This window comes from Methylobacterium organophilum, assembly GCF_022533465.1.
In the GTDB taxonomy this organism is placed as follows: Bacteria; Pseudomonadota; Alphaproteobacteria; order Rhizobiales; family Beijerinckiaceae; genus Methylobacterium; species Methylobacterium organophilum.
On sequence record NZ_CP092848.1, the window covers coordinates 3870149 to 3892891 of the forward strand.

Here is a 22743-nt window from a genome sequence, read left to right on the forward strand (position 1 = left end):
GGTCAGCGGGGCGGCAGCGCCCGGACGAGCTGCAGATGCAGCGCGGCGCCGGGCTCGCTCAGGCGGAAGCTGGCGGAGGCGAAGTCCGGCCGTGCCCGGCGCCCGCCGCCGGAGAAGGCGTAGGGCTCGCGGGGGAGGCCGAGGGGCGTGCGGTCGAGGCGGCGATTGCCGTTGCGATCCTGGAAAGCCGCCACGGCCCAGATCCCGGGGGGCAGGTCGCGGAAGACGAAACGCTGGCTCGCCCCGGCCGCGGGCGCGTCCTGCCCGATCCGGCAGGCCTCCTCCGACAGGCCGCCCTGGCACAGGGCGACGTAGAGCGTGCCGCCGGGCTCGATGCCGCTCACCGTCACGTCGAGGCCGGCCGCCTGCCCGGGGACGAGGGCGAGGGCCGCGAGGAACCCGCCCGCGCCGGCGGCGGCGCGAATCACGACGGCTCCCCCTGCGTCGCCAGGGGCTGCGTGGCGGGAAGCTCCGCCAGCACCTCCGGCGCCCGGCGGCCGGCGAGATCCTCGATCAGCAGCCGGGCGGAGATGCGCGCGCCCTCGTAGATCACCGGCAGGCCGGAGCCGGGATGGGTGCCGCCGCCGACGAGATAGAGGCCGTGGCCGAAGCGGTTGTGCGGCCGGAACCAGAGCATCTGGCCGAGATCGTGGGCGAGGTTGAAGGTCGCCCCCTCATGCACCGCGAAGTCGTCGCGCCAGCCGCGGGGATCGACGACGCGCTCGTAGCGGATGCGCTCCTCGATATCCTCGATCCCGAGGAGCCTCAGGCGGTCCAGGACCAGCCGGCGATAGGCGGGCCCGACCGCCGCCCAGTCGATGCCGGCCTTCAGGTTGGGCACCGGCACCAGCACGTAGAGGGCGGTGTGGCCCGGGGGCGCCATGCCGCCGTCCGTGAAGCCCGCATGCTGCACGTAGAGCGAGGGCTCCATCGGCAGCACGCCGCCGGTGATCTCCTCGATGTTGCGCCGGTAATCCCGGGCCAGCAGGATCGTATGGTGCCCGAGCGCCTCGGGCATGCGTCCCTCGATGCCGAGATAGAGCATGTAGGTCGAGCAGGAGAGGCGGGCCTTGTCGACCTTGGCGTCGCGCCAGCGCGGCCGGTAGGCCTCCGGCACGATCTGCGGGACGACCTTGGCGAAGTCGCCGTTGATGACGACGGCATCGGCCTTCAGGGTCTCGCCCGGCACGGCGACGCCGCTCGCCTTGCCGTTCTCGAACAGGACCTGCTCCGCCGGCGTGTTGAGGCGGATGTCGACGCCCATGCGCCGGGCGAGGCCCGCCATCGCCTCGGAGACCGCGCCGCAGCCGCCGACCGGGTGATAGACCCCGTGCTCGTATTCGAGGAACGAGAGGATCGTGAACAGGCTCGGGCAGCGGAAGGGCGACATCCCGAGGTATTTGGTCTGGAAGGAGAAGGCGAGGCGCACCCGCGGATCGGCGAAGAAGCGCTTGAGGTCGCCCTCCACGCTGCGGCCGGGATGCAGGTGGGGCAGGGCGGTGAGCATGGCGGGGCTCGCCATCGACAGGAGGCTGTCGAAGGGCTGCTCCAGCACCGGCTTGAACTTCGAGAGCTTCTTCCGGTTCTCGGCGAAAAAGGACCGCAGGTTGCGGGCGTCCTGCGGGGCGATCCGGGCGATCTCCGCCTCCAGACGGTCGAGGTCGCCGGTGGCGCGGATCTCGCTGGAACGGCCGCCCTCCCCCTCGAAGACGAGGTGGTATTGCGGGTCGAGCCGCTTGAGCGCCACGTGGTCCTCCAGCCGCTCGCCGCAGGAGGCGAAGATGTCGGCGAGGATCTGCGGATAGAGGAAGAAGGTCGGACCGATGTCGAAGCGGTAGCCGCCCGGCGCCTCGACGGTCTTGGTGCGGCCGCCGACGGCGGCGTCGCGCTCCAGCACGGTGACGTGGAGGCCGGCCCGGGCCAGCAGGAGCGCCGTGGCGAGGCCGCCGGGGCCGGCTCCCACGACGATCACGCGGCTCCCGGACAGAGTGCGCATGCCCTCCCGCGACTGCAGCACTGCACACCGCTCCCCGTTTCGTGAACCCGACGCCAATCTTGGCCGGCTTCAGGGAGCCGGCAATTGGCGCGGATTGTCGCGCGTATGGCCCCGCTTGCGCGCGGCCACGGTGTTCAGCGCCAGGTGATGCAGGGCGATGGCCCCCGCGGTGGCGACGTTCAGCGAATCGAAGCCCGGCGCCATGGCGATGCGCAGCCGGCGCATCCGGGCCATCAGGGCGGCGGGCAGGCCCGGCCCCTCGGTGCCGAGCAGCAGGAGGGCGCGCGGCGGGGCGGCGAAGGCGCCGATCTCCTCGTCGCCGGACGGCGTCAGGGCGAGGGGCTCCAGGGCATGCCGCTCGGCCAGCGCCAGCAGGGCCGCCCCGTCCGCGACCCGGGCGAAGGGGACGGTCAGCGCCGCCCCGGCGGAGACGCGGATCGCCTTGCGGTAGAGCGGGTCGCAGGTCGCGGCATCGAGCAGGACCGCGTCCGCGGCGAAGGCGGCGGCGTTGCGGAACAGGCCGCCGACATTGTCGTGATTGGTCAGCCCGACCAGGGCGACCACCGTCGCCGGGGCGGGGGCGGGCGGGATCAGCGCCTCTGCCGCGGGCTCCGCCCCGCGCAGGCCTACGGCGAGCACGCCGCGATGGATCGGAAAGCCCGCCACCGCGCTCATGACCGGCTTGGCGGCGAGATGGACCGGCGGCGCGTCCGGCCCGTCGAGAAGATCCGCCAGGCCGGCGAGCCGGTTCGGGCTCAGCAGGACGGATTCGGCCCGGAAGCGCGCCCGGCCCGAGAGCAGGGTGCGCAGGGTCACCTCCCCCTCCACGATGAAGCGGCCCTCGCGCCCGACGAGATCGCGCTCGCGCATCGCGGCATAGGGCGCCAGCCGCGGGTCCAGGGGATCGTCGATGAGGATCGGGGTCATCCCGCCTCTGTAGCGGATGTCCGGCCGCGCCGTGAGGCGGCCCCGGGATCCCCGGAGCCGCCCGCGCGGAGCCGCGCCCGGTCGCAGGGCGACCGGGCGCGGCGCGGCATCCTGGCGTCCCCTCCGCCGGACCGGGACCGCTTCCGCGGATGCCCGATCCGGCCTCAATGGGCGGGCACCGGGCCCACCGCCGCGATCAGGCGGTCGCGCATCGAGCGGCTGCCGCCGACCACCTCGATCCGCGTCCCGCTCTTGAGCCGGCGCGAGGCCCATTCGCCGATCGCCTCCAGGCAGGTGTGGTCGACATGGTGCAGCTCGTCCGCGGCGAGCCGCACCGGGCCGCTCGAGGGCGTGCGCTCCAGGGCCTCGTTGAGGTGGGGCAGCTGCAGGAAGGTGGCCGAGCCCGAGAGGCGCAGCTCCGGCACCGCCTTGCCCACGCCGGCGGGCTGCGCCGTCTCCGCCGCGCCGGTCTCGATCTTGAGCCGGCCCTTCAGGAGGTAGGGCACGACCTGGATCAGGCTGAGGCCGAGCCCCACCAGCACGCCGGTGAGCAGGTCGGTGGCGACCACCATGACCATGGTGGCGAGCCAGATCGCCGCGGTGGCGAGGCCGTACTGGCGATGCAGGTGCAGGGCATGGTGCGGCCCGATCAGGCGCCAGCCGGTGACGACGAGGATGCCGGCGAGGGCGGCCGTCGGCACCAGCTTGAGCAGGCCCGGCAGCAGCAGCAGGAAGGCTAGGATCCAGAGGCCGTGCAGGATCGCCGAGGCGCGGGTCGCGGCACCGGCCTGGACGTTGGCGGAGGAGCGCACGATCACGCCCGTCATCGGCAGGCCGCCGATGAGGCCGCAGATCACGTTGCCCACGCCCTGCGCGCCGAGCTCCCGGTTGTACTGGGTGCGCGGACCGTCGTGCATCCGGTCGACGGCGGCGGCCGAGAGCAGGCTCTCGGCGCTGGCGATGACGGCGAGCGTCAGCGCCGCGACGAGCATGGTCGGCTCGGCGAGCCGGGCCCACTCGCCGGAGACGGGCAGGGCGATGCCGGAGAAGATCGCCTCCGGCACCACCACGTGCTTCACCGGCAGGGCGAACAGGGCGGCGATCACGGTCCCGGCCAGCACGCCGATCAGGGCGCCGGGCACGAGCTTCATGTTCGCCGGCCGGAGCTTCTCCCAGCCGATCATCGCCACGATGGTGGTGAGGCCGACCGTCACCGCCCCGGCCCGGGAGCCGTCGCCGGTCACGAAGTTGAAGAAGGCGGCGGGGATGGCGACGAGGTTGTCGAGCCCGTTCGCCTGGGGCAGCGCGTCGGTCAGCACGTGGATCTGCGCGAGCACGATCAGGATGCCGATGCCGGCGAGCATGCCGTGCACCACCGCCGGCGAGATCGCACGGAACCAGCCGCCGACCTTGGCCGCGCCGGCGATGAGCTGGATCACCCCCGCCAGCACGAGGACGGGACCGAGCATGCCGATGCCGTGCTCGCGCACGAACTCGAACACGATCACCGCGAGCCCGGCCGCCGGCCCGCTCACCTGGAGCGGCGAGCCGGCCAGCAGGCCGACCACGATTCCGCCGACGATCCCCGTGAGCAGGCCGCGCTCGGGCGGCACGCCCGAGGCGATAGCGATGCCCATGCACAGGGGCAAGGCCACGAGGAAGACCACGAAGGAGGAGGGCAAGTCCCGCTTCAGGGAGGGGGGCAGCAGCCGGGCAAGGGCGTTCATGACAGGGGCTCCGTCACTCGGCCGCGACCGGGACGACCATCTCGGGCGCGGCGAGGCGCACCGCCGGCGCCTGCGCCACGGGGATCTCCGCGTCCTGCTCGATCGACACGAAGCGGCCGAGCTTGCCGTCGTAGCCGAGGATCTGGCCGCTCTCGAGCTCGAAGAACCAGCCGTGCAGGCGCAGCTGCCCCTTGGCGAGGCCGGCGGCCACGCTCGGATGGCTGCGCAGATGGCCGAGCTGGACCACGACGTTCTCCAGGGCCACGGCGCGGTGGCGGGCCTTCGGGTCCATCCCCTCGGGATAGGCCTCGCAGACGATCTGGTTGGCGGCATGGCTGTGGCGCAGCCAGGCGGCGACGTTCGGCATGCTGGAGAGGGCGCCGGGGTTCATCAGCCCCTTCATGGCCCCGCAATCCGAATGGCCGCAGACGACGATGTCGCGCACGCCGAGGGCCACCACCGCGTATTCGATGGCCGAGGAGACGCCGCCGTTCTGCTCGGCGAAGGGCGGGACGATGTTGCCGGCGTTGCGGCAGACGAAGAGATCGCCGGGCCCCGCCTGGGTGATGTGCTCGGGCGAGACACGGGAATCCGCGCAGGCGATGATGAGGGCGCTGGGGGACTGCCCGTCGCGCACGAGGCGCTGATACATGGCCTGCTGCCCCGGGAACACGTTTCCGCGGAAGCTCGATATGCCCTGGAAGATGTGATTCACGTTGGTCCTCGTCGGTTAGGGGGTGGCCCGGTTGCCGAGCAACGGAGAACGATTCATCGACGACGGAGACCGTCCGGCGGGGGCCGGAACGGGCAACGATCCTTGGCGCGCACGCGGCCGCTCCGAGGAACGACGGGCGGGGCGAGGATGAAAGCCGGCTTCATCCTTCCCCCGTGCTGCGCCGGCACGACCAACCTCCCGCGATTCCCCCCGACGCAGCCTCTCGCCGCAGCGCGGTAACCGACAGGACTCCGCGGCCGCCGCCACGAAGCGGCACGCGGGGTCGTCGATGCGGATGGGGATCGGAACGATGGCAGATTTTCCCGGAACTCCGGGGTCAGCACACAGTCCCGACCGGTGCTTCGCAGGATAGGAAAAGAAGAAATTTATATCAGTGCGATATGTTACGAGCAGAGATCAGGCGTTTAATCCGCGAAAATTGACCATCGACGTGCCGATGCGCACCAGAAGACGATTTTTCGAAAAATTCCGGGATTAGAATAAACCACGGCACCCGGAGGCCCTCGTTCCGCAGACCAGGCCCGACTGGGCCGCGAGCCGGGGCGCGGCCCCGGCCCCGGCGACGGGCGATCCGGAACGGGGAGGGGCGCGTCTAGCGGACGGTGACGTGCGGGCGGATCGTCTCGAAGTCCCGGCGCGTCAGGATGCGCCGGGTCACGAGGTCGTCCGGGCTGGCATAGGGCCGGCCCGCGACGATCACCCGGCCGATCATCCCGGCGCCGAGGCCGTTCAGCTGCTCCACCGAGGCGGTGTTCAGGTCGACGCCGCCCGTCTCCGCCCCGGCGGCCTCGGCGGGCGCGGGCGCCGCCGGCACGTCCTGCGGATCCTCGCCGGGCATCTCGTCCGGCGGCGCGGCCTCGGCTCCCCGCGCGGGAGCGGCGGGAGCCGGCTTCTCGGTCCCGGCCTCCGGAAGCGGGGCGGGGGCAGGGGCGGGGGCGGCCGGCGCCTCGGCGCTGCTGCTGGGGCGGGGCGCCGCGCTCGGCCGCGGCCCGGGATAGACGCTGCGCACGCCCGGCTCTTCGGTGCGCTCCGCCGGGGCCGGCGCGGTGGGCGCGGGCTTCGTCGCCGGGCCCTGCAGGGCAGAGGGCGGAAGCGGCCTCGGCCCGAATGCCTGCCAGAGCAGGGTGAGCACCGCGGCCAGCACCGCCAGGGTGAAGCCGAGAAACAGCGTCGATGCCTTCATCGCCCCAAGAAACCCGTCATCCTCTCGCGTACCGGCGCGCGGCGGCTCGCCAGGCAAGAGAGCGCCGCGCCCCGGAAAGGGTTCCAGGGTATCACGGGTCGAGCCGCCCGACGCCGTGGAAGCGTTGCGGGCGGGTCACGGTGAGGGCGGCGTCCTCAGCTGCCGGGCTTCCACACCGCGTCGGCGACGGTCAGGGGCTTGGGCAGCAGGCCGAGGCGGTGGAAGGCATCGGCGACGCGCTGCTGATCGGCCACGGTCTGCGCGTCGAGCGGCTGCACGCCGTAGGACAGGCGCTTGAGGGCGACGGTGAGGATCGGCGCCGGGATGCCGACGGAGGGGGCGAGCTCGGCGGCGACGGCGTCGGTATTGACCTTGGCCCAGGCGTCGATCTCGCCGATCGCCTGGAGCAGCGCGTCGATCGCCTTGCGGTTGGCATCGGCGAATTCGCGGCGCGACAGGTAGAATTGCCGGTTCGGGGCCAGGCCCTCCGCGGAGGCCAGGGTGCGCGCCCCGGTGCTGCGCTCCCCGGAGGCGAGATAGGGATCCCAGATCGCCCAGGCGTCGACGGCGCCACGGCTGAAGGCGGCCCCCGCATCGGCGGGGGCGAGGAAGGCGGTCTTCACCGCCTCGTAGGGCACGCCCGCCTGCTCCAGGGCCCGCACCACGAGGTAATGTACGTTCGAGCCCTTGTTGAAGGCGATGGTCTTGCCCTTTAGGTCGGCCAGCGTCCGGATCGGGCTGTCCTTGGCCACGAGGATCGCCTCGCCCTGCGGAGCCGGCGGCTCGTTCGCCACGTAGACGAGCCGCGGGCTCGCCGCCTGGGCGAAGATCGGCGGGGCCTCGCCGGCCGAGCCGAAATCGATCGCCCCCGCGTTCAGCGCCTCCAGGAGGGGCGGCCCGGAGGGGAACTCCGCCCATTCCACCCGGTAGCCGAGGGGCTTGAGCGTCCTCTCCAGCAGCCCCTTGCCCTTGAGCAGCACCAGGGTGCCGTATTTCTGGTAGCCGACCCGGACCACCTTGTCCTGTGCCTCCTGCCCCCGTGCCGCGAGCGGCAGGAACAGGAGGAGCGCGAGGAGCGCGAGCAGGCGCCAGCGGCGGGGGAGATCGGGCCGGGACAGGGCGCGGGCGACGGCCGGCATCGGGACATCCTCGGTCTGGAAAGGCAGGAAGAGACGCCGCCCTCAATGGGCGGCGATGCGGCGGCCGGGCACGATGTCGTTGGCGATGACCTCGCCGAAGGGGCCGTTGTTGCGGGCCGTGCTCGGCGGGTTGCCGGTGGTGGCGCGCAGGGGGAGCTTCGGGAAGACGAGCTCGGCGAAGCGGTAGGCCTCCTCCAGATGCGGGTAGCCGGAGAGGATGAAGCGGTCGATGCCGAGATCGATGTACTCCTTCATCCGGTCGGCGACCTGATCGGCCGAGCCCACCAGCGCCGTGCCCGCCCCGCCGCGCACCAGCCCGACGCCGGCCCAGAGATTGGGGGAGACGACGAGCTTGTCGCGGCGGCCGCCATGCAGCGCCATCATCCGGCTCTGGCCGATGGAATCCTGGCGCTTCAGGGTCGCCTGGGCCTGGGCGATGGTCTCGTCGTCGAGGCGGGAGATCAGGCGCTCCGCCGCCTCCCAGGCCTCGGCCTCCGTCTCGCGCACGATCACGTGCAGGCGGATGCCGTAGGAGAAGGTCTTGCCGCGGCGATCGGCGGCCTCGCGCGCCTTGGCGATCTTCTCGGCGACGCCGGCCGGGGGCTCGCCCCAGGTGAGATAGACGTCGCAATGGTCGGCCGCGACCTCGATGCCGGCGGGCGAGGAGCCGCCGAAATAGAGGGGCGGGTAGGGGGCCTGGACCGGGCGGAAGATCACCCGGCCGTTCTCGGCGCGCAGATGCTTGCCCTCGAAGCGCACCGTCTCCCCGGCCATCAGCCCGCGCCAGATGTGGAGGAACTCGTCGGTGACGACGTAGCGCTCGTCATGGTCGAGGAAGACGCCGTCGCCCCGGAGCTCGACGGGATCGCCGCCGGTGACGACGTTGATGAGGAGGCGGCCGTCCGAGATCCGGTCGAGGGTGGCGGCCATGCGGGCGGCGGCGGAGGGCTCCTGCAGGCCCGGGCGCACGGCCACGAGGAAGCGCAGGCGCTTCGTCAGCGGCGCCAGCGCCGAGGCCACCACCCAGGAATCCTCGCAGGAACGGCCCGTGGGCAGGAGCACGCCGTAATAGCCGAGATCGTCCGAGGCCTGGGCGATCTGGCGCAGGTAGTTCAGCGAGACGTCGCGGGCGCCGTCCGAGGCGCCGAGATAGCGGCCGTCGCCATGGGTGGGCAGGAACCAGAGGACGTCGGTGCGCCCGTCTTGAGAAGCGGTCATGTCGGTCTCCGTCTCGCTCAGGCGGCGTGATCGCCGAGCAGATGTTCGAGGATGCGGCCTTCGAGGGCCGCGAGGTCGGGGTCGCCGCGCCGGCGGGGCCGGGGCACGTCGACCTTGAGGTCGAGGGCGACGCGGCCCTGGTCGAGGACGAGGATGCGGTCGGCGAGGGCCACCGCCTCGCCGACATCGTGGGTCACGAGCAGGGCCGTGAAACCCTGGGCGCGCCAGATCCGCTCGATCAGGTCCTGCATGCCGATGCGGGTCAGGGCGTCCAGGGCGCCCAGCGGCTCGTCGAGGGCGAGGAGGCCCGGGCGGCTCACCAGGGCGCGGGCCAGGGCCACGCGCTGGCGCTGGCCGCCGGAGAGGGTGGCGGGCCATTGCCCCGCCTTCTCGGCGAGGCCGACCTCGGCCAGCGCGGCGTGCGCCCGCGCGCGCCGCTCCTTGCCCGAGCCCCCCTGCCCGAGGCCGACCGCGACGTTGTCGACGACCCGGGACCAGGGCAGTAGCCGCGGCTCCTGGAACATGATGCGCTTGAGGCGCCGGCCCCGCCCCGGAGCGGTGCCGGGCTCCTCGAAGTCGAGCCGGCCGCCGCTCGGGGTCTCGAGCCCGAGGATCAGGCGCAGCAGGGTGCTCTTGCCGCAGCCGGAGCGCCCCACCACGGCGACGAACTGCCCGGCCGGCACGTGCAGGTCGAGCCCCTCGATGACCGCATGGCCCTCGAAGCTCTTGCGCAGGCCCCGCAGCGTCAGGCCGATGCCGGTTTCGTTCCGGGCCGGGGCGGCCGGGGCGGGAGACGGCGCCGGGGCGACGGGGGAGGGGGGGACCGGGGCGGGATGGGCCGCCCGCGGAGGGGTGTCGGCCTCGGACCGCAGGATATCGAGCAGCATGGCGTCAGACCGTGCGGTAGGCGGGGTTCCAGGACAGGCAGATCCGCTCGAGCTGCCGGGTCAGGGCATCGGCGATCTTGCCCAGGGCGGCGTAGATCAGGATCGCCAGCACCACGACGTCGACGAGCATGAACTCGCGCGCCTGCATCGCCATGTAGCCGAGGCCGGAGGAGGCGGAGATCGTCTCGGCGACGATCAGCGTCAGCCACATGATGCCGAGGGCGTAGCGCAGGCCGACGAAGATCGAGGGCAGTGCCCCGGGGAGCACGACCCGGCGGAACAGCTCGGCCCGGGACATGCCGTAGACGCGGCCCATCTCGACGAGCTGCGGGTCGACCGAGCGGATGCCGTGCAGGGTGTTGGCGTAGATCGGGAAGAACACGCCCAAGGCCACCAGGAAGAGCTTGGCCTCCTCGCCGATGCCGAACCACAGGATCACCAGCGGGATCAGGGAGAGGTGGGGCACGTTGCGCACCATCTGCACGGTGGTGTCGGTGAGCCGCTCCGAGCCCTTGGACAGGCCGTTGGCGAGCCCCAGGGCGAAGCCGATGCCGCCGCCGATCAGGAAGCCGCCGGCCGCCCGCAGGAAGCTGATCCAGAGATTGGTCCAGAGCTCGCCGGTGCGCGCCGCGCTCCAGCCGGCCCGGGCCACGTCGAGGGGCGCCGGCATGAAGCGGTTGGAGACGAGGCCCGAGGACACCGCCGCCTGCCAGCCGACGAGGATGATGATGGGCAGGAGCCAGGGCACGGCCCGGCCGGCGAGGCGGTTCAGGGGGGTGGAGCGGCTCATGACGGGTCTCGTCCGGTGCGGGCGGGCGCCGGCCAGACCGCGTCGGCGACGCGGATCGGCTTCGGGATCAGCCCGAGGGCGTGGAAGCGGTCGGCGATGCGCTGCTGCTCGGCGACCGCCGCCGGGCTCATCGGCCCGATGACGTAGTCGGTGCGGTCGACGGCGCGCCGGGTCGCGGCGAGCGGCACGCCGGTGCCCTTGGAGAGCAGGGCGGCGACCTCGTCGCGATGGGCCTCGCACCAGCGGGCGACGCCGGCCAGCGCCTCGATCGCCTCGGCGAGCACGACGCCCTGGCGGCGGGCGAAGCCGGCATGGGCCAGGAAGAAGTTGTTCGGCCGCGCCACGTCGGTGGCGAGCGTCAGCACGCGCACGCCCTCCCCGGCCTCGGCCACGGCGAAATAGGGGTCCCAGATCGTCCAGGCCTCGACGCTGCCCCGGGCGAAGGCCGCGGCCGCGTCGGCCGGGGCCAGCGTCACCGGCTCGATGTCGCGATAGGTCAGCCCCGCCTTCTCGAGGGCGGCGATGGTAAAGTTGTGGGCGCTCGAGCCCTTGGCGAAGGCGACGCGCTTGCCCTTCAGCTCCGCCAGGGAGCGGATCTCGGAGCCCTTCGGCAGCAGGATCGCCGCCCCCGAGCCGCCCGCCTCCTGGGCGGCGGCGTAGACGATGTCGGCGCCCGCCCCCTGCGCGAAGATCGGGGGGGCGTCGCCGGTCTGGCCGAAATCGATGCCGCCCACATTGGCCGCCTCCAGGAGCGGCGGCCCGAAGGAGAACTCGGTCCAGCGCACGCTCCAGCCGAGGCGGGCGAGCCGCTCCTCGACCGAGCCGCGCTGCTTGGCGACGACGAGGATGCCGTTCTTCTGGTAGCCGATCCGGAAGACCTTCTCCTCGCCGGCCCGGGCGGGAGAGGCCGCGCCGAGGGGCAGCCCCGCCGCCAGGGCCCCGGCCAGGAAACCGCGCCGGCCGAGGCTCATCGGGCCGCCCCGGCCACGGCGGCCGCGGTCTGGGCCGGGCGGAGGCCGGGCAGCAGGCCGCGGGTGAGGAGGCCCGAGAGCTGGGCGGCGGCATCCTCGACCCGGGCGCGCACCCCCGGATTGACCAGAGCCCCGTTCTCGAAATCGGCATCCGAGCCGTAGACGGCGGTGGGGACCGCGAGGGCGTTGAAGAAGCCGAAGAGCGGGCGGAAGGCATGCTCGACCACGAGGGCGTGGCGATGGCCGCCGCCGGTGGCCACGATCGCCACGGGCTTGTTGGCGAGGGCCGCCGGATCGACGAAATCGAACAGGTGCTTGAACAGCCCAGTATAGGCGCCCTTGTAGACCGGCGAGCCGACGATCAGCGCATCGGCCTCCTCGATCTCGTCGAGGATGTGCCGGGCGGGCAGGGGCAGCTGCTCGCGGCTCCAGGCGGAGCCGAGGCCGTTGCCGGCATCGACCACGTCGTAGAGGCGGATCTCGACCGGGATGCGCGCCGCCGTCTCCGCGGCCACCGCCTCGACGAGGGCGCGGGTCTTGGAGGGACGCTGCAGGTTCGCGCTGAAGCCGACGATTCTCTGACGTGACATGCGAGGCTCTTCCGTGGCCGAAACCGCGCAACCGGCCGGGACGGGCCAACCCCTTCCCGTCCCCCTGCCGCGCGGCGAAAAACGCTTTCGACAAACGTGCTCGCGACCGGCCCCACGGTCAATGAAACGTTCTTTTAAAGGGACGGGGCTTCGGAGATGATCGTCTCGGCCCAGGGGTGATAATGGAGAATTCTTCGCTTTTCAGCGCAGACGAGGGGCCAAAAGACGTCTCGGCGCCCGATCCCGATGCCGATCGTTCTTTTTGACGAACGGCAGAGTGCGGCGCAGCAACCGCTCGCCCTCGCGAAGCATCTTCTCCGAAGCGCACCACAAGCGGAACGAACTCATCTAGACTGGTCACAAAAAGCTTTTTGCTTCCTTTGACGTCGCAAGCATCTTGCCGGATGCTTGGCTGCATCTGGAAAGACAGTCCCAGCCCCGCATGCCGCGAGGCGGCTGGCGAACTTCTGCTTCAGAATGTCATCCACCGCCCGAGATCGGCCGGCCTATGCCGGACCGGGCTAGCGTCAGAGGCTGCCATGAGCTCCCATCCGCAACCGCAGAACGGCCAGGAGCCGATCCGTTTCGCCTATTGGGTGCCGAACGTCTCCGGCGGCCTCGTCATCAGCAAGATTCCCCAGCGCACGAGCTGGGACGCGGACTACAACCGCCGCCTCGCCCAGATCGCGGAGGAGGCCGGGTTCGACTACGCGCTGACGCAGATCCGTTTCACCGCCGGCTACGGCGCCGAGTACCAGCACGAATCGGTGGCCTTCAGCCACGCCCTGCTCGCGGCCACGAGCCGGCTCAAGGTCATCGCCGCGATCTTGCCCGGCCCCTGGAACCCGACGCTGGCCGCCAAGCAGATCGCCACGATCTCGCAGCTCACGGGCGGCCGCATCGCCGTCAACATCGTCTCGGGCTGGTTCTCGGGCGAGTTCCGGGCGATCGGCGAGCCCTGGCTCGACCACGACGAGCGCTACCGCCGCTCGGAGGAGTTCATCCGGTCCCTGCGCGGGATCTGGACGCAGGACGATTTCAGCTTCCGCGGCGATTTCTACCGCTACACGAACTACACGCTGAAGCCGAAGCCGGCCGAGCCGCTGCCGGAGATCTTCCAGGGCGGCTCCTCGCGGGCGGCGCGCGACATGGCGGCCCGCGTCTCCGACTGGTACTTCACCAACGGCAACACGCCGGACGCGATCAAGGCGCAGGTCGACGACATCCGCGCCAAGGCGGCCGAGAGCGGCAACCATCCCCGCATCGGCGTCAACGCCTTCGTCATCGCCCGCGACACCGAGGCGGAGGCCCGCGCCGTCCTCCAGGAGATCCTCGACCAGGCCGACCCGGAGGCGGTGAAGGCCTTCGGCCACGAGGTGAAGAATGCCGGCAAGGCCTCGCCCGAGGGGGAGGGGAACTGGGCGAAGTCCAGCTTCGACGACCTCGTCCAGTACAATGACGGCTTCAAGACCAACCTGATCGGCACGCCCGACCAGATCGCCGAGCGCATCGTGGCGCTGAAGGATGCCGGCGTCGACCTCGCCCTGCTCGCCTTCCTGCATTTCCAGGAGGAGGTCGCCTATTTCGGCGAGCATGTGATCCCGCGGGTGCGCGCCCTGGAGGCCGCCCGCGAGCGCCGGGCCGAGGCGGCCTGAGCCGCCGCCCTCACGCCCCCCTCATTTCTCCGGAGACCCGCCCATGAACATCGCCGTGAATCCCAGCACGATCGAGGCCGGCCACAAGCCCCAGGGCGTGCCGGGCCCGGTCCGTCCGGACAGGCCCGCCCACGTCATCCGCGACGACGCGGAGGCGATCCGCGTCGCGCACGAGCTCGCCGCCCAGTTCCGCCAGGACGCCTCCTTGCGCGACCGCGACAGCCGGCGCCCGCTGGCGGAACTCGACGCCTTCTCCCAGAGCGGCCTCTGGTCGATCAACGTGCCCAGGGCCTTCGGCGGGCCGGAGGTGTCCTACCGGACCCTCGCCCAGGTCATCGCGATCATCTCGGCGGCCGATCCCTCCATCGGGCAGATCGCGCAGAACCATCTCGGCATCGTCGCGGCGATCCGCACCGTCTCCGATCCCGATCAGCAAGCCCTGCTGTTCGGCGAGGTCCTGCGCGGCACCCGCTTCGGCAACGCCTTCTCCGAGAAGGGCACGAAGCGGGCGGCGGATTTCGACACCCGCTTCACCGATCACGGCGACCACGTGATCGTGCGGGGCCGCAAGTTCTACGCGACCGGCGCCCTGCTCGCCCATCTCGTGCCGATCGTCGCCCTCGATGAGCAGGGCCGGGCCTGGTACGCCATCGCCGAGCGCGACGCCCCGGGCCTGACCGTGATCGACGACTGGTCCGCCTTCGGCCAGCGCGGCACGGCGAGCGGCACGGTGATCATCGACGACGTGCGGGTGGAGAAGACCCATCTCGTGCCGGCCTGGAAGGGCTACGAGAAGCCGCGCTCGGACGGGGCGATCTTCCAGATCATCCAGGCGGCGGTGGATGCCGGCATCGCCCGGGCGGCCCTCGACGACACCATCGCCTTCGTGCGCGAGAAGGCCCGGCCCTGGATCGACAGCGGGCAGGAGCGGGCCTCGGACGACCCCTACACGATCCAGGCGATCGGCGACCTCACCATCCGCCTGCACGCGGCCGAGGCCCTGCTCGACCGGGCCGGCCTCGCCATCGACGCGGCGGTGGCCGCCCCCGACGAGGCGAGCGTGGCCGCGGCCCAGCTCGCGGTTGCGGAATCGAAGGTGCTCACCACCGAGGTGGCGATCGAGGCGGCCAACAGGCTGTTCGAGCTCGCCGGCACCCGCTCGACCCTGGCCGAGCACAATCTCGACCGGCACTGGCGCAACGCCCGCACCCATACCCTGCACGATCCCGTGCGCTGGAAATATGCGATCGTCGGCAACCACGCGCTGAACGGGGTGAACCCGCCCTATCACGCCTGGAGCTGAGCGCCGCCCGGACACGGGGACGGAAAGGCCGCCGGAGACACCGTCCGGCGGCCTTTTCGCGTGCGGGTTCGGTAACCTCCGGGGAGGGACGGGCGACGGCGCCGCCCTATCCTTCGCCCCAGAGCCGCCCGCGCGCGGCGCCCGCGCCAGGCCCCCGCATGATCCCGCCGACACGCCGCCGGACGCTGGCGGGCCTCGCCGCCACCGCTGCGCTGCCCCTCGCCCGGGCGCAGGCCGCCTCCTGGAGCGCCGACAGCCTGCAGGCGGCCGCCGCGCGGAAGGGGCTGGCCTATGGCAGCGCGGTGAACATCACGCCCCTGCGCCGGGACCCGGCCTACGGCGCGGCCATCGCCCGCGAATGCGGGATCGTGACGGCCGAGAACGCGATGAAGATGGAGCATGTCCTGCCCGATCCGGGCCGGGTCACGTTCCAGGGCGGCGACGAGACCCTGCGCTTCGCGGCCGCCAACGGCCAGGGGATGCGCGGGCATTGCCTCGTCTGGCACCGGGCCACTCCCGACTGGGTGCTGCCGCGCATCGGCACCGCCCGGGAGGCGGAGGCATTCCTGCGCCGCTGGATCGACGGCATGGCCCACCGCTACCGCGGCCGGATCGAGGCCTGGGACGTGGTCAACGAGATCCTGGCGCCGCAGGAGGGCCGGGCGGACGGGCTGCGCCACACGCCCTGGCTCGCCGCCCTCGGCCCCGCCTACATCGACCTCGCCTTCGGCATGCTGCGCGACACCGACCCCAAGGCGGTCGGCGTGTGGAACGAGGACGATTGCGAGCTCGGTGCGGACTGGATCGACCGGCGCCGCGCCCTCGTGCTGACGACCCTGGACGGGCTCCTCAAGCGCGGCGTGCCGGTGCGCCGCTTCGGGATGCAGGGCCATCTCGACAGCACCATTCCCCTGGACGCGAAGGCCTTGCGCGCCTTCCTGCGGGAGATCGCGGGGCGGGGGCTCGCCATCGAGATCACCGAGTTCGACGTCGACGACCGCGCCTTCCCCGCGGAGATCGCGGCGCGCGACCGGGGCGTGGCCGATCGCGCCCGCGCCTTCCTCGACGTCGTGCTCGACGAAGCCGCCGTGCTGAACGTGGTGAGCTGGGACATCACGAATGCCGGCACCTGGCTCAACCACAGCCCGCAGCGCAAAAGGCCGGACGGCCTGGCGCAGCGCGCGCTCCCCCTCGACGCCCAGTACCGCCGCACGCCCCTCTGGCAGGCGATGCGCCGGGCCTTCGAAGGCGCGCCGGACCACCGGGAGACCCGGGCGCGCCTGCGGCGAGACTGACCGCCCCGGAGCGACGCGGATCACAACCATAAGATGCATCACGCGATCGTGATTCCATTACGTGTAGACAAGCAACGCGGCACGAAGCCGCAACATTCATGCGTCGAATGTCATCGACTGCACAAAATGCGAATTATGAAAATTTAAGGAATGCTCAATAACGACAAGGAGTGCAACTTCCAGAGGCGCAGGCATGCATTTTCTCGCCCGTATCAATATCCTTTCCAAGCTTCTCGCCGTCATCGGGATGATTGGAATCGTGGTCGGCGGCTGCGTCTGGTACGCGCAGGCGCAGATGACGAAGATCGACGACGCCTACAGCGTCTTCATCGTCCGCGAGGCCCGGGCGGTCGCGACCGCGCGCCGCCTCAATCGCATGGTCTTCGAGCTCAACTACAGTCTGTACCGCACCATCGCGGAGACCGAGCGGCCCCGGATGGAGAAGGCGAGTGCCGCCTTCGCGGACGCGCTCCCGCAGATCCGCAAGGCGCTGGCCGAGTTGCGCGAGCAGGCGCCGAGCTTCGCGGAGCGGACGGACCGGCAGGCCGCCCTGATCGAGGACTTCACCAAGGTCGCCCAGGAGGCGCTCCGGATCGCCCTTCTGCCCGGCCAGCACGGCGCCGAGGCCCTCGACCTGACCCATGCGCGCATCGACCCGATCTTCGAGACGCTGGTCGCCGGCACGCGCGACCTCGGGACGGAGATCCAGCGCTACATGGAGAAGGGCTCGGACGATCTCACCGATCAGACCAACGCCACGCGCCACAGCCTGATCGGCTTCAGCGCCCTCGGCCTGTTCCTCGGCACCCTCGCCGCCATCCTCGTCGCCGTGTTCGGCATCACGCGGCCGATGGGCAACCTCGTATCCGTGCTCCGGCGCATGGCCGAGGGCGACACCGATGCCGAGATCACGGAAGCGACCCGCGGCGACGAGATCGGTGCGATCGGGCGGGCCGTGGCGGGCATCCGGGCCATGGTCGCCCAGAAGGCGGCGGAGCAGGCCGAGATCCGGCGCATCGCCGACGAGGCCGCCGCCAGCGAGCGCCGGCGCGCCATGATGGAATTGGCCAATCGCTTCGAGACCACGGTCGGCGGAATCGTCGGGCTGGTCTCCTCCGCGGCGACCGAGCTGCAGGCGACCGCCCAGACCATGACCGCGACCGCCACCGAGACCGCCAGCCAGTCCAACACCGTCGCCGCGGCGGCGGAGGAGGCCGCCTCCAATGTCGGCACCGTCGCCGCCGCGGCGGAGGAGCTCGGCTCGTCGGTCCAGGAGATCGGACGCCAGGTCTCCGGCTCCGCCGATCTCGCCCAGGTCGCCGTGGGCGAGGCCGACCAGACCGCGCAGCTCGTGCACGAGCTGAGCCAGGCCGCCGCCCGCATCGGCGACGTGGTCAGCCTGATCTCGACCATCGCCGGCCAGACCAACCTGCTCGCTCTCAACGCCACCATCGAGGCGGCCCGGGCCGGCGAGGCGGGGCGCGGCTTCGCGGTGGTCGCCGCCGAGGTCAAGGAGCTCGCCAGCCAGACCGCCCGGGCGACCGAGGAGATCTCCGGCCAGATCGCACAGATCCAGGGCGTGACCGATCAGGCGGTGGACGCGATCGGCGGGATCGCCACGCGGATCCGCGAGATCAGCCAGGTGGCGACCTCGATCGCCGCCGCCGTCGAGGAACAGGGCGCGGCCACCCAGGAGATCGTGCGCAACGTCGCCCAGGCCGCCACCGGCACCGGCGAGGTGACGCACAACATCACGGGAGTGGCGGGCGCCGCCGAGGAGACCGGCGCGGCGGCGAGCCAGGTGCTGTCCTCGGCCTCCGAGCTCTCGCGCCAGTCCGAGCACCTCAACGCCGAGGTGGCGCATTTCCTGGCGAGCGTGCGCGCGGCCTGATCCCCGGCAAAACGAAGCGCGACGGGCCGGATCCTCCGGCCCGTCGTCAGCGGATATTGACCGTCGTCATCCGCCGCTCGGTGGCGTGCTGATGCAGGAAGGCGGTCATCTCGGCGAGCGCGGGGGCCTTCGAGCGGAAGGTGACCGAGAGGGCGAGGAGCGTGTCGGCATGGTCGAGGCCGGCATAGAGGCGCTCCTGCACCGGAACGCGGGCGGCGCGCAGGCGCCCGGCGAGGCTCTGCGTGTTGCGCGGCCGCACGACGGTGTCCCCGTCGCCACTGGCGAGGAAGGCCGGCGGCGAATGGGGGCCGGCGAAGGTCACGGGCTGGGTCTGCGCCGGATCCTCCGCCGCGCCGAACACGTCGATCGACGTCTTGTGGTCGAAGGGCAGGAAGTCGTAGGGCCCCGAGAGGCCGGCCACCGCGCGGATCACCCGCGGGTCGACCCCGGCCCGGCGCAGGTAGCGTGGGTCGAGCCCGAGCATCACCGCGTTGTAGGCCCCCGCCGAATGGCCGGCGAGCACGATGCGCTTCGGGTCGCCGCCGTAATCGGCGATGTTGTCGTGCACCCAGGCCACCGCCGCGGCGCCGTCGTCGAGGAAATCGGGGAAGCGCGCCTTGGGGTAGAGCCGGTAATCCGGCACCACGGTGACGAAGCCCTGGGCCGCGAGCGCCTGGGCCGCGAAGGCGTAATCGTCCTTGCTGCCGCTCTTCCAGGAGCCGCCGTAGAAGAACACCAGCACCGGCGCGTGACGCGGGCCGGCGACCGGCACGAACACGTCGAGGCGCTGGCGCGGATCCTCGCCATAGGCCGCGTTCTGCCGCGCCAGCCGCCCGCCCGCGTCACGGGGACCGAGGGCGTCGAACAGCGCGAGGGGCGAGCAGCCCCCGAGACCGAGGGTGGTCGCGACGAGGCAGGCCAGGGACGCGAGGGCGGCGAGAGCTTTGAGCATACATCTTCCGATTGGCCTGAGCCCACGCTTCGCACGTGATCCGGGGCGGATTGATGGCGGCGTTCAGGTTCTCAGGACGATGCAGGCGCCGCCGACGCCGCGGATGCGGGCGCAGAGCGCGTCGGCGGCCTTCCGCGTCTCCGCGGGCAGGCGCACCCGGTAGAAGGTGCGGGTGCCGCGGAAGCGCAGGCGCGTGCCGATGATCATCGGCCGGGCCTCGCCGATCACGCTCGCGTAAAGGCTGCGGGCGCGGGAGAAGCTCGCCAGCGCCAGGGACTTGGAGAAGTTGCCGGCGAGCTGGACGCCCCAGGGGGCGGCCGGGCCGCCCTCGATGGCGAGGGCGAAGCGGTCGCCGCGGGCGGGGATGCGCAGGGCCGCGGTGACCTGGAGGCAGCTCTGGGCCTCGGGCCCATCCGCCTTTCCTTCCCCCTTCGCCGCTTCCTCGGTCCCCTCCTTGCCGGCCTCCTGCGCCTTCGGCGCCGCGGGCGCATCCTTGGGCGGCCCCTCCGGCATCTCGACCGTGGCGGCGGGGCGCCAATCCTCCGCCGGGCGGCCGGTGATGGCGATCACGTAGGCGCGGGTCTCGGCGGGCAGGCCGCCGCTCCCCGCGAGCCAGGCGGAGACCCGGGCCGGGCCGCCATTATAGGCCGCGGCGGCGAGGCCGAGATTGCCGAACTGGCGGCGCAGGTCGGCCAGGAAATGCGCCGCGTGCGGGATCGCCTGCTCCGGGTCGAAGGGGTCGGTCAGCCCGCGCTCCCGGGCGGTGCCCGGCATGAACTGGGCGACGCCCTGCGCCCCGGCGGGGCTCACCACGCCGACGCGGAAGCTGCTCTCGCGCCAGATCAGGCGGGTCAGGAAGGGGACCGGCAGCCTCTGCGTCCGGGCCGAGGTCTCGATCAGGCGGCACAGCGCCTGCTCGACGGTCTCGGTCTGGGCCTCGGCCCGGGCCGGCGCCGCGGCCAGGACGAGGAATCCCGCGGACAGGACGGCGCGGGCCGCGGGGGCTTGGAGAGGGAGGAGGCGCACGGCCTGAACCTAGGGCGCGGGGAGGGGGGAATCCATGGCGCGGCGGCGGCGGATCGGGGGTAGCGTTGTTCGGGAATAAACGGCAAAACACTTGCCGGTCTTTCCCGTTTCACCAGACCGCCGTTCCCCGTTCCGCCCCGAGCGCGTCCCCGCGATGTACGAGCCCAACGAAGTCCTGCAGACGCTGCGTGGGAGCGGCCACGTCTCGGCCGAGGCGGTCGAGCCGGTCCGGGTCCGCTACACGGTGGTGATCGAGCGGCGCGACGGGGTCATCGTCGCCCATGGCAAGCTCACCGGCTCGCACGCGGCCCTGCGCCCGATCTGGCTCACCCCCGATTCGACCCTGCGCCTCAAGAACGGCCGCAGCCTCGGCATCTCGGTGACCGACCTCGTCGGCGAGGTGGCGGAATTCGAGAGCACCGGCGCGGTGCCGATGCTGTAGGGGAGGGGTCGGCTCCGCCGCGCGAGGACGGGGCGGAGGGCGGGGCTCACTCCGCCTTGGCATTCACCTCGAGCTTGTCGAGCACGGCGGCGGGGGTGGGGGCGGTGCTGAAATCGACCACGCCGAGCCCGGCGCCGTTCTTGGCCTTGGCGCTGATCGAGAGCGTGCCGGGCTTGGTCACGAACTTGCCCATGGCCGCGCCGATCGCCTTGGCGGCGGCGGAATTGCCGAGGATCACCGGCACGCCGATCACGCTGGCGGTGACGTATTCCTTGCGCAGCTCGTCCGGCTTGAGGCTCAGATGCTTGGCCTGGGCGGTGATGAAGCGGTCGAACAGGCCGCCATTCTCCAGGGTCAGGTCGAGGGCCTTGGCGGTGGCCGAGAGCATGGCGAAGCCGGAGACCGCGGCGTCGGGGTCGAACACCTCCGGCCCGATGCCGCCCAGGGTCGCGTCGATGCGCAGGCGGCCCATATCCTTGCCGGAGAGGGTGACGCCGCTGAGCTTCAGCTCCTTGCTCGGCTCGTCCCAGGCGGTGTCCGCGCCAAGATCGAGGTCGAGGTCGCGATAGCCGTAGAAGCCGAGCGAGCCGAGCCCCGGCACGCCGGACACGGCGGAGGCCGGCAGGGTCAGGCCGGTGAGGGCGATCCGGCTCTCGGCGGGCACCCCGTCCTTGGGCGGGCCGAAGCTCAGGGTGCCCCCGCGCAGGCCGATCCGCAGGGGCTCGGCCGGCTTCTTCTGCGCCAGCTCGCGGCCCCGGGTCAGGGGATCGGCGGCGGCAGAGGCCGCGGGCGCCTCCTCGGCCGGGACCTCCAGGGCGAGGCTCGTGAGGGTCAGGGTGCCGAGCATCGGGGTGAGGCGGCGCAGATCAGCCTCGGACGCCTCGGCGGCCTCGGCCCCCTTCTGCACCTCCTTGGCCTCGCCGCCCGCGCCGGATTTCGGCGCCTGCGCGGAATCGCTGGCGATGCGGCGGAGGGCGGCGATGGTCGGCGCCAGGGAGAAGCCCGACAGGGAGAGCTTGGCGAGGCTGCCCCGCGTGGCGCCGCTGGCGAAGGTGAGGCCCGAGAGGCTGGTGCCGGCCTCCGCGCCCTCCGCCGCGTAGGCGAGGCGCTCGGCGGCGATGTCGATCGGCGCCTCGCCCTTGGTCTCGTGCACCGAGAAGCCCGTGGCCTCGACGCTGCCGACGGAGACCGCCTCGGCGAGATCGGCGGACATGCCGGCCACCTTGCCGCGGCGGGCGGCATCGGCCTCGGCGAGATCGGGGGCGGTGAGGGCCCCGAGCGCCGCGCCCCAGGTCGCCGGGATCTGCCGGCCGGCGAGGTCGCGCCCGGCGGTGTGGGCGACGCGCACCACGGTGCCGCGGTCGTCGGTGAAGGCGACGTCGTCGACGGAGAAGCCGGCATAGGCCTTCAGCCAGGGGCCCTTGCCGTCCCCGGCCTCGGCATAGAGCCGGGACAGGGCGGTGAGGTCGACCTCCTCCGCCCGGATCTTGCCGTAGCTGCCGGTGCCGCCGGGGACCTTGGTCTCCCCCTCGCCGCCGCCCTCGATCGCCAGGGTGGCGCCGGAGGCCGTCAGCTCGGCGATGCGGCCGCCATGCACGCCCTTGGCCCAGACGTCCTTGTAGATCACCGACTGGCGCCGGCCGCCGACGCTGCGCTCCGTGCGCAGGGCGGGGATGGTCAGGCTGCCGGCATCGAGCCGCCGCAGCCGGGCGGTCCAGGGCTCCTTGGAGTCGCTGCGCAGGATCGCGAGCAGGTCGTCCTTCGAGAGGCGGGTGCCGCTCACCGTCACCTTCTCGGCGCTCACCGTGGTGTCGCCGAAGACGAAGCCGAGGGGGCCGATCTCGACGTCCTGGACGGCGGTGGCCGCCTCCTGCGCCCGCGCCGGCGCGGCGGACAGCGCCAGCCCCGCCTGCAGCGCCAGGACGCAGACCGATGCCAGCGCCGCCCGCCGGAAGAGGCCGGGACGTGTCGTCGACGGGATCATGGGGCAGGTCCGAAAAATGCGCTGTCTGTCG

General features: G+C 72.2%; 20 protein-coding genes. 5 read left to right on the plus strand and 15 right to left on the minus strand.

Annotation, left to right across the window (positions count from 1 at the left end; genetic code table 11):
• Positions 1 to 2 precede the first annotated feature (2 nt).
• From MMB17_RS18230 to msuE, 12 genes are all read right to left on the minus strand, one after another.
• The gene (locus MMB17_RS18230) at positions 3 to 425 is read right to left on the minus strand and encodes a DUF2141 domain-containing protein (protein WP_241102234.1); all 423 of its coding nucleotides are present in this window, start codon (positions 423 to 425) and stop codon (positions 3 to 5) included.
• On the minus strand, positions 425 to 2017 hold the full coding sequence (gene crtI, locus MMB17_RS18235) for a phytoene desaturase family protein (protein ID WP_238311185.1): 1593 nt from the start codon (positions 2015 to 2017) through the stop codon (positions 425 to 427). Before crtI ends, MMB17_RS18230 begins: the two co-directional genes overlap by 1 nt.
• Before the next feature lie 48 nt (positions 2018 to 2065).
• Positions 2066 to 2923: a TrmH family RNA methyltransferase gene (locus MMB17_RS18240; RefSeq protein WP_241099800.1), complete on the minus strand. Its 858-nt coding sequence runs from the start codon at positions 2921 to 2923 to the stop codon at positions 2066 to 2068.
• Between the two features lie 164 nt (positions 2924 to 3087).
• Entirely contained in the window at positions 3088 to 4650 is a 1563-nt protein-coding gene (locus tag MMB17_RS18245) for a SulP family inorganic anion transporter (protein WP_241099801.1), read from the minus strand.
• A 13-nt stretch (positions 4651 to 4663) separates the two neighbouring features.
• On the minus strand, positions 4664 to 5365 hold the full coding sequence (locus MMB17_RS18250) for a carbonic anhydrase (RefSeq protein WP_241099802.1): 702 nt from the start codon (positions 5363 to 5365) through the stop codon (positions 4664 to 4666).
• A 613-nt stretch (positions 5366 to 5978) separates the two neighbouring features.
• Positions 5979 to 6569 carry a ComEA family DNA-binding protein gene (locus MMB17_RS25280; RefSeq protein ID WP_276518045.1) on the minus strand — a complete coding sequence of 197 codons (591 nt, stop codon included), beginning with the start codon at positions 6567 to 6569 and terminating at the stop codon, positions 5979 to 5981.
• 155 nt (positions 6570 to 6724) lie between these two features.
• Positions 6725 to 7708 (minus strand): sulfonate ABC transporter substrate-binding protein, encoded by a 984-nt coding sequence (locus MMB17_RS18265; protein ID WP_238311189.1) that lies wholly within the window; start codon positions 7706 to 7708, stop codon positions 6725 to 6727.
• A 42-nt stretch (positions 7709 to 7750) separates the two neighbouring features.
• Positions 7751 to 8926: an FMNH2-dependent alkanesulfonate monooxygenase gene (gene ssuD, locus MMB17_RS18270; protein ID WP_238311190.1), complete on the minus strand. Its 1176-nt coding sequence runs from the start codon at positions 8924 to 8926 to the stop codon at positions 7751 to 7753.
• Between the two features lie 17 nt (positions 8927 to 8943).
• Positions 8944 to 9813: an ATP-binding cassette domain-containing protein gene (locus MMB17_RS18275; RefSeq protein WP_241099803.1), complete on the minus strand. Its 870-nt coding sequence runs from the start codon at positions 9811 to 9813 to the stop codon at positions 8944 to 8946.
• A 4-nt stretch (positions 9814 to 9817) separates the two neighbouring features.
• Complete coding sequence (locus MMB17_RS18280; protein WP_241099804.1) at positions 9818 to 10603, minus strand: ABC transporter permease subunit; 786 nt, start codon at positions 10601 to 10603, stop codon at positions 9818 to 9820.
• Entirely contained in the window at positions 10600 to 11574 is a 975-nt protein-coding gene (locus MMB17_RS18285) for an aliphatic sulfonate ABC transporter substrate-binding protein (RefSeq protein WP_241099805.1), read from the minus strand. The genes MMB17_RS18280 and MMB17_RS18285 overlap by 4 nt, the downstream gene beginning before the upstream one ends.
• The gene (gene msuE, locus MMB17_RS18290; RefSeq protein WP_238311194.1) at positions 11571 to 12164 is read right to left on the minus strand and encodes an FMN reductase; all 594 of its coding nucleotides are present in this window, start codon (positions 12162 to 12164) and stop codon (positions 11571 to 11573) included. The genes MMB17_RS18285 and msuE overlap by 4 nt, the downstream gene beginning before the upstream one ends.
• A gap of 539 nt (positions 12165 to 12703) precedes the next feature.
• Between msuE and sfnG the strand changes: the two genes are divergently transcribed.
• The 4 genes from sfnG to MMB17_RS18310 all read left to right on the plus strand — a co-directional run bounded on the left by sfnG (position 12704) and on the right by MMB17_RS18310 (position 18308).
• Entirely contained in the window at positions 12704 to 13819 is a 1116-nt protein-coding gene (sfnG, locus tag MMB17_RS18295; RefSeq protein WP_241099806.1) for a dimethylsulfone monooxygenase SfnG, read from the plus strand.
• 43 nt (positions 13820 to 13862) lie between these two features.
• On the plus strand, positions 13863 to 15122 hold the full coding sequence (locus MMB17_RS18300) for an SfnB family sulfur acquisition oxidoreductase (protein WP_241099807.1): 1260 nt from the start codon (positions 13863 to 13865) through the stop codon (positions 15120 to 15122).
• Positions 15123 to 15280: 158 nt separating this feature from the next.
• A complete protein-coding gene (locus tag MMB17_RS18305; RefSeq protein WP_241099808.1) occupies positions 15281 to 16417 on the plus strand; it encodes an endo-1,4-beta-xylanase in 1137 nt (378 codons plus the stop codon).
• A 193-nt stretch (positions 16418 to 16610) separates the two neighbouring features.
• Complete coding sequence (locus MMB17_RS18310; protein ID WP_241099809.1) at positions 16611 to 18308, plus strand: methyl-accepting chemotaxis protein; 1698 nt, start codon at positions 16611 to 16613, stop codon at positions 18306 to 18308.
• 46 nt (positions 18309 to 18354) lie between these two features.
• Here the strand turns inward: MMB17_RS18310 and MMB17_RS18315 are convergent, their stop codons facing one another.
• Positions 18355 to 19260, minus strand: a complete 906-nt coding sequence (locus tag MMB17_RS18315) for an alpha/beta hydrolase (RefSeq protein ID WP_241099810.1) — start codon at positions 19258 to 19260, stop codon at positions 18355 to 18357.
• 63 nt (positions 19261 to 19323) lie between these two features.
• A complete protein-coding gene (locus MMB17_RS18320) occupies positions 19324 to 20286 on the minus strand; it encodes a lytic transglycosylase domain-containing protein (RefSeq protein ID WP_420847285.1) in 963 nt (320 codons plus the stop codon).
• 154 nt (positions 20287 to 20440) lie between these two features.
• On the opposite strand from MMB17_RS18320, the gene MMB17_RS18325 reads away from it, so the two are divergent.
• Positions 20441 to 20728 carry a hypothetical protein gene (locus MMB17_RS18325; RefSeq protein WP_238311200.1) on the plus strand — a complete coding sequence of 96 codons (288 nt, stop codon included), beginning with the start codon at positions 20441 to 20443 and terminating at the stop codon, positions 20726 to 20728.
• A gap of 46 nt (positions 20729 to 20774) precedes the next feature.
• On the opposite strand, the gene MMB17_RS18330 is transcribed toward MMB17_RS18325, so the two are convergent.
• Entirely contained in the window at positions 20775 to 22712 is a 1938-nt protein-coding gene (locus tag MMB17_RS18330; RefSeq protein ID WP_241099811.1) for a hypothetical protein, read from the minus strand.
• Positions 22713 to 22743 lie beyond the last annotated feature (31 nt).

What these genes read in the sequence shown, in the direction of transcription:
- MMB17_RS18240 (WP_241099800.1), bottom strand. Translation starts at nt 2,923, where the DNA reads ATGACCCCGATCCTCATCGACGATCCCCTGGACCCGCGGCTGGCGCCC.
- MMB17_RS18245 (WP_241099801.1), bottom strand. Translation starts at nt 4,650, where the DNA reads ATGAACGCCCTTGCCCGGCTGCTGCCCCCCTCCCTGAAGCGGGACTTG.
- MMB17_RS25280 (WP_276518045.1), bottom strand. Translation starts at nt 6,569, where the DNA reads ATGAAGGCATCGACGCTGTTTCTCGGCTTCACCCTGGCGGTGCTGGCC.
- MMB17_RS18265 (WP_238311189.1), bottom strand. Translation starts at nt 7,708, where the DNA reads ATGCCGGCCGTCGCCCGCGCCCTGTCCCGGCCCGATCTCCCCCGCCGC.
- ssuD (WP_238311190.1), bottom strand. Translation starts at nt 8,926, where the DNA reads ATGACCGCTTCTCAAGACGGGCGCACCGACGTCCTCTGGTTCCTGCCC.
- MMB17_RS18275 (WP_241099803.1), bottom strand. Translation starts at nt 9,813, where the DNA reads ATGCTGCTCGATATCCTGCGGTCCGAGGCCGACACCCCTCCGCGGGCG.
- MMB17_RS18280 (WP_241099804.1), bottom strand. Translation starts at nt 10,603, where the DNA reads ATGAGCCGCTCCACCCCCCTGAACCGCCTCGCCGGCCGGGCCGTGCCC.
- MMB17_RS18285 (WP_241099805.1), bottom strand. Translation starts at nt 11,574, where the DNA reads ATGAGCCTCGGCCGGCGCGGTTTCCTGGCCGGGGCCCTGGCGGCGGGG.
- msuE (WP_238311194.1), bottom strand. Translation starts at nt 12,164, where the DNA reads ATGTCACGTCAGAGAATCGTCGGCTTCAGCGCGAACCTGCAGCGTCCC.
- sfnG (WP_241099806.1), top strand. Translation starts at nt 12,704, where the DNA reads ATGAGCTCCCATCCGCAACCGCAGAACGGCCAGGAGCCGATCCGTTTC.
- MMB17_RS18300 (WP_241099807.1), top strand. Translation starts at nt 13,863, where the DNA reads ATGAACATCGCCGTGAATCCCAGCACGATCGAGGCCGGCCACAAGCCC.
- MMB17_RS18305 (WP_241099808.1), top strand. Translation starts at nt 15,281, where the DNA reads ATGATCCCGCCGACACGCCGCCGGACGCTGGCGGGCCTCGCCGCCACC.
- MMB17_RS18310 (WP_241099809.1), top strand. Translation starts at nt 16,611, where the DNA reads ATGCATTTTCTCGCCCGTATCAATATCCTTTCCAAGCTTCTCGCCGTC.
- MMB17_RS18315 (WP_241099810.1), bottom strand. Translation starts at nt 19,260, where the DNA reads ATGCTCAAAGCTCTCGCCGCCCTCGCGTCCCTGGCCTGCCTCGTCGCG.
- MMB17_RS18325 (WP_238311200.1), top strand. Translation starts at nt 20,441, where the DNA reads ATGTACGAGCCCAACGAAGTCCTGCAGACGCTGCGTGGGAGCGGCCAC.
- MMB17_RS18330 (WP_241099811.1), bottom strand. Translation starts at nt 22,712, where the DNA reads ATGATCCCGTCGACGACACGTCCCGGCCTCTTCCGGCGGGCGGCGCTG.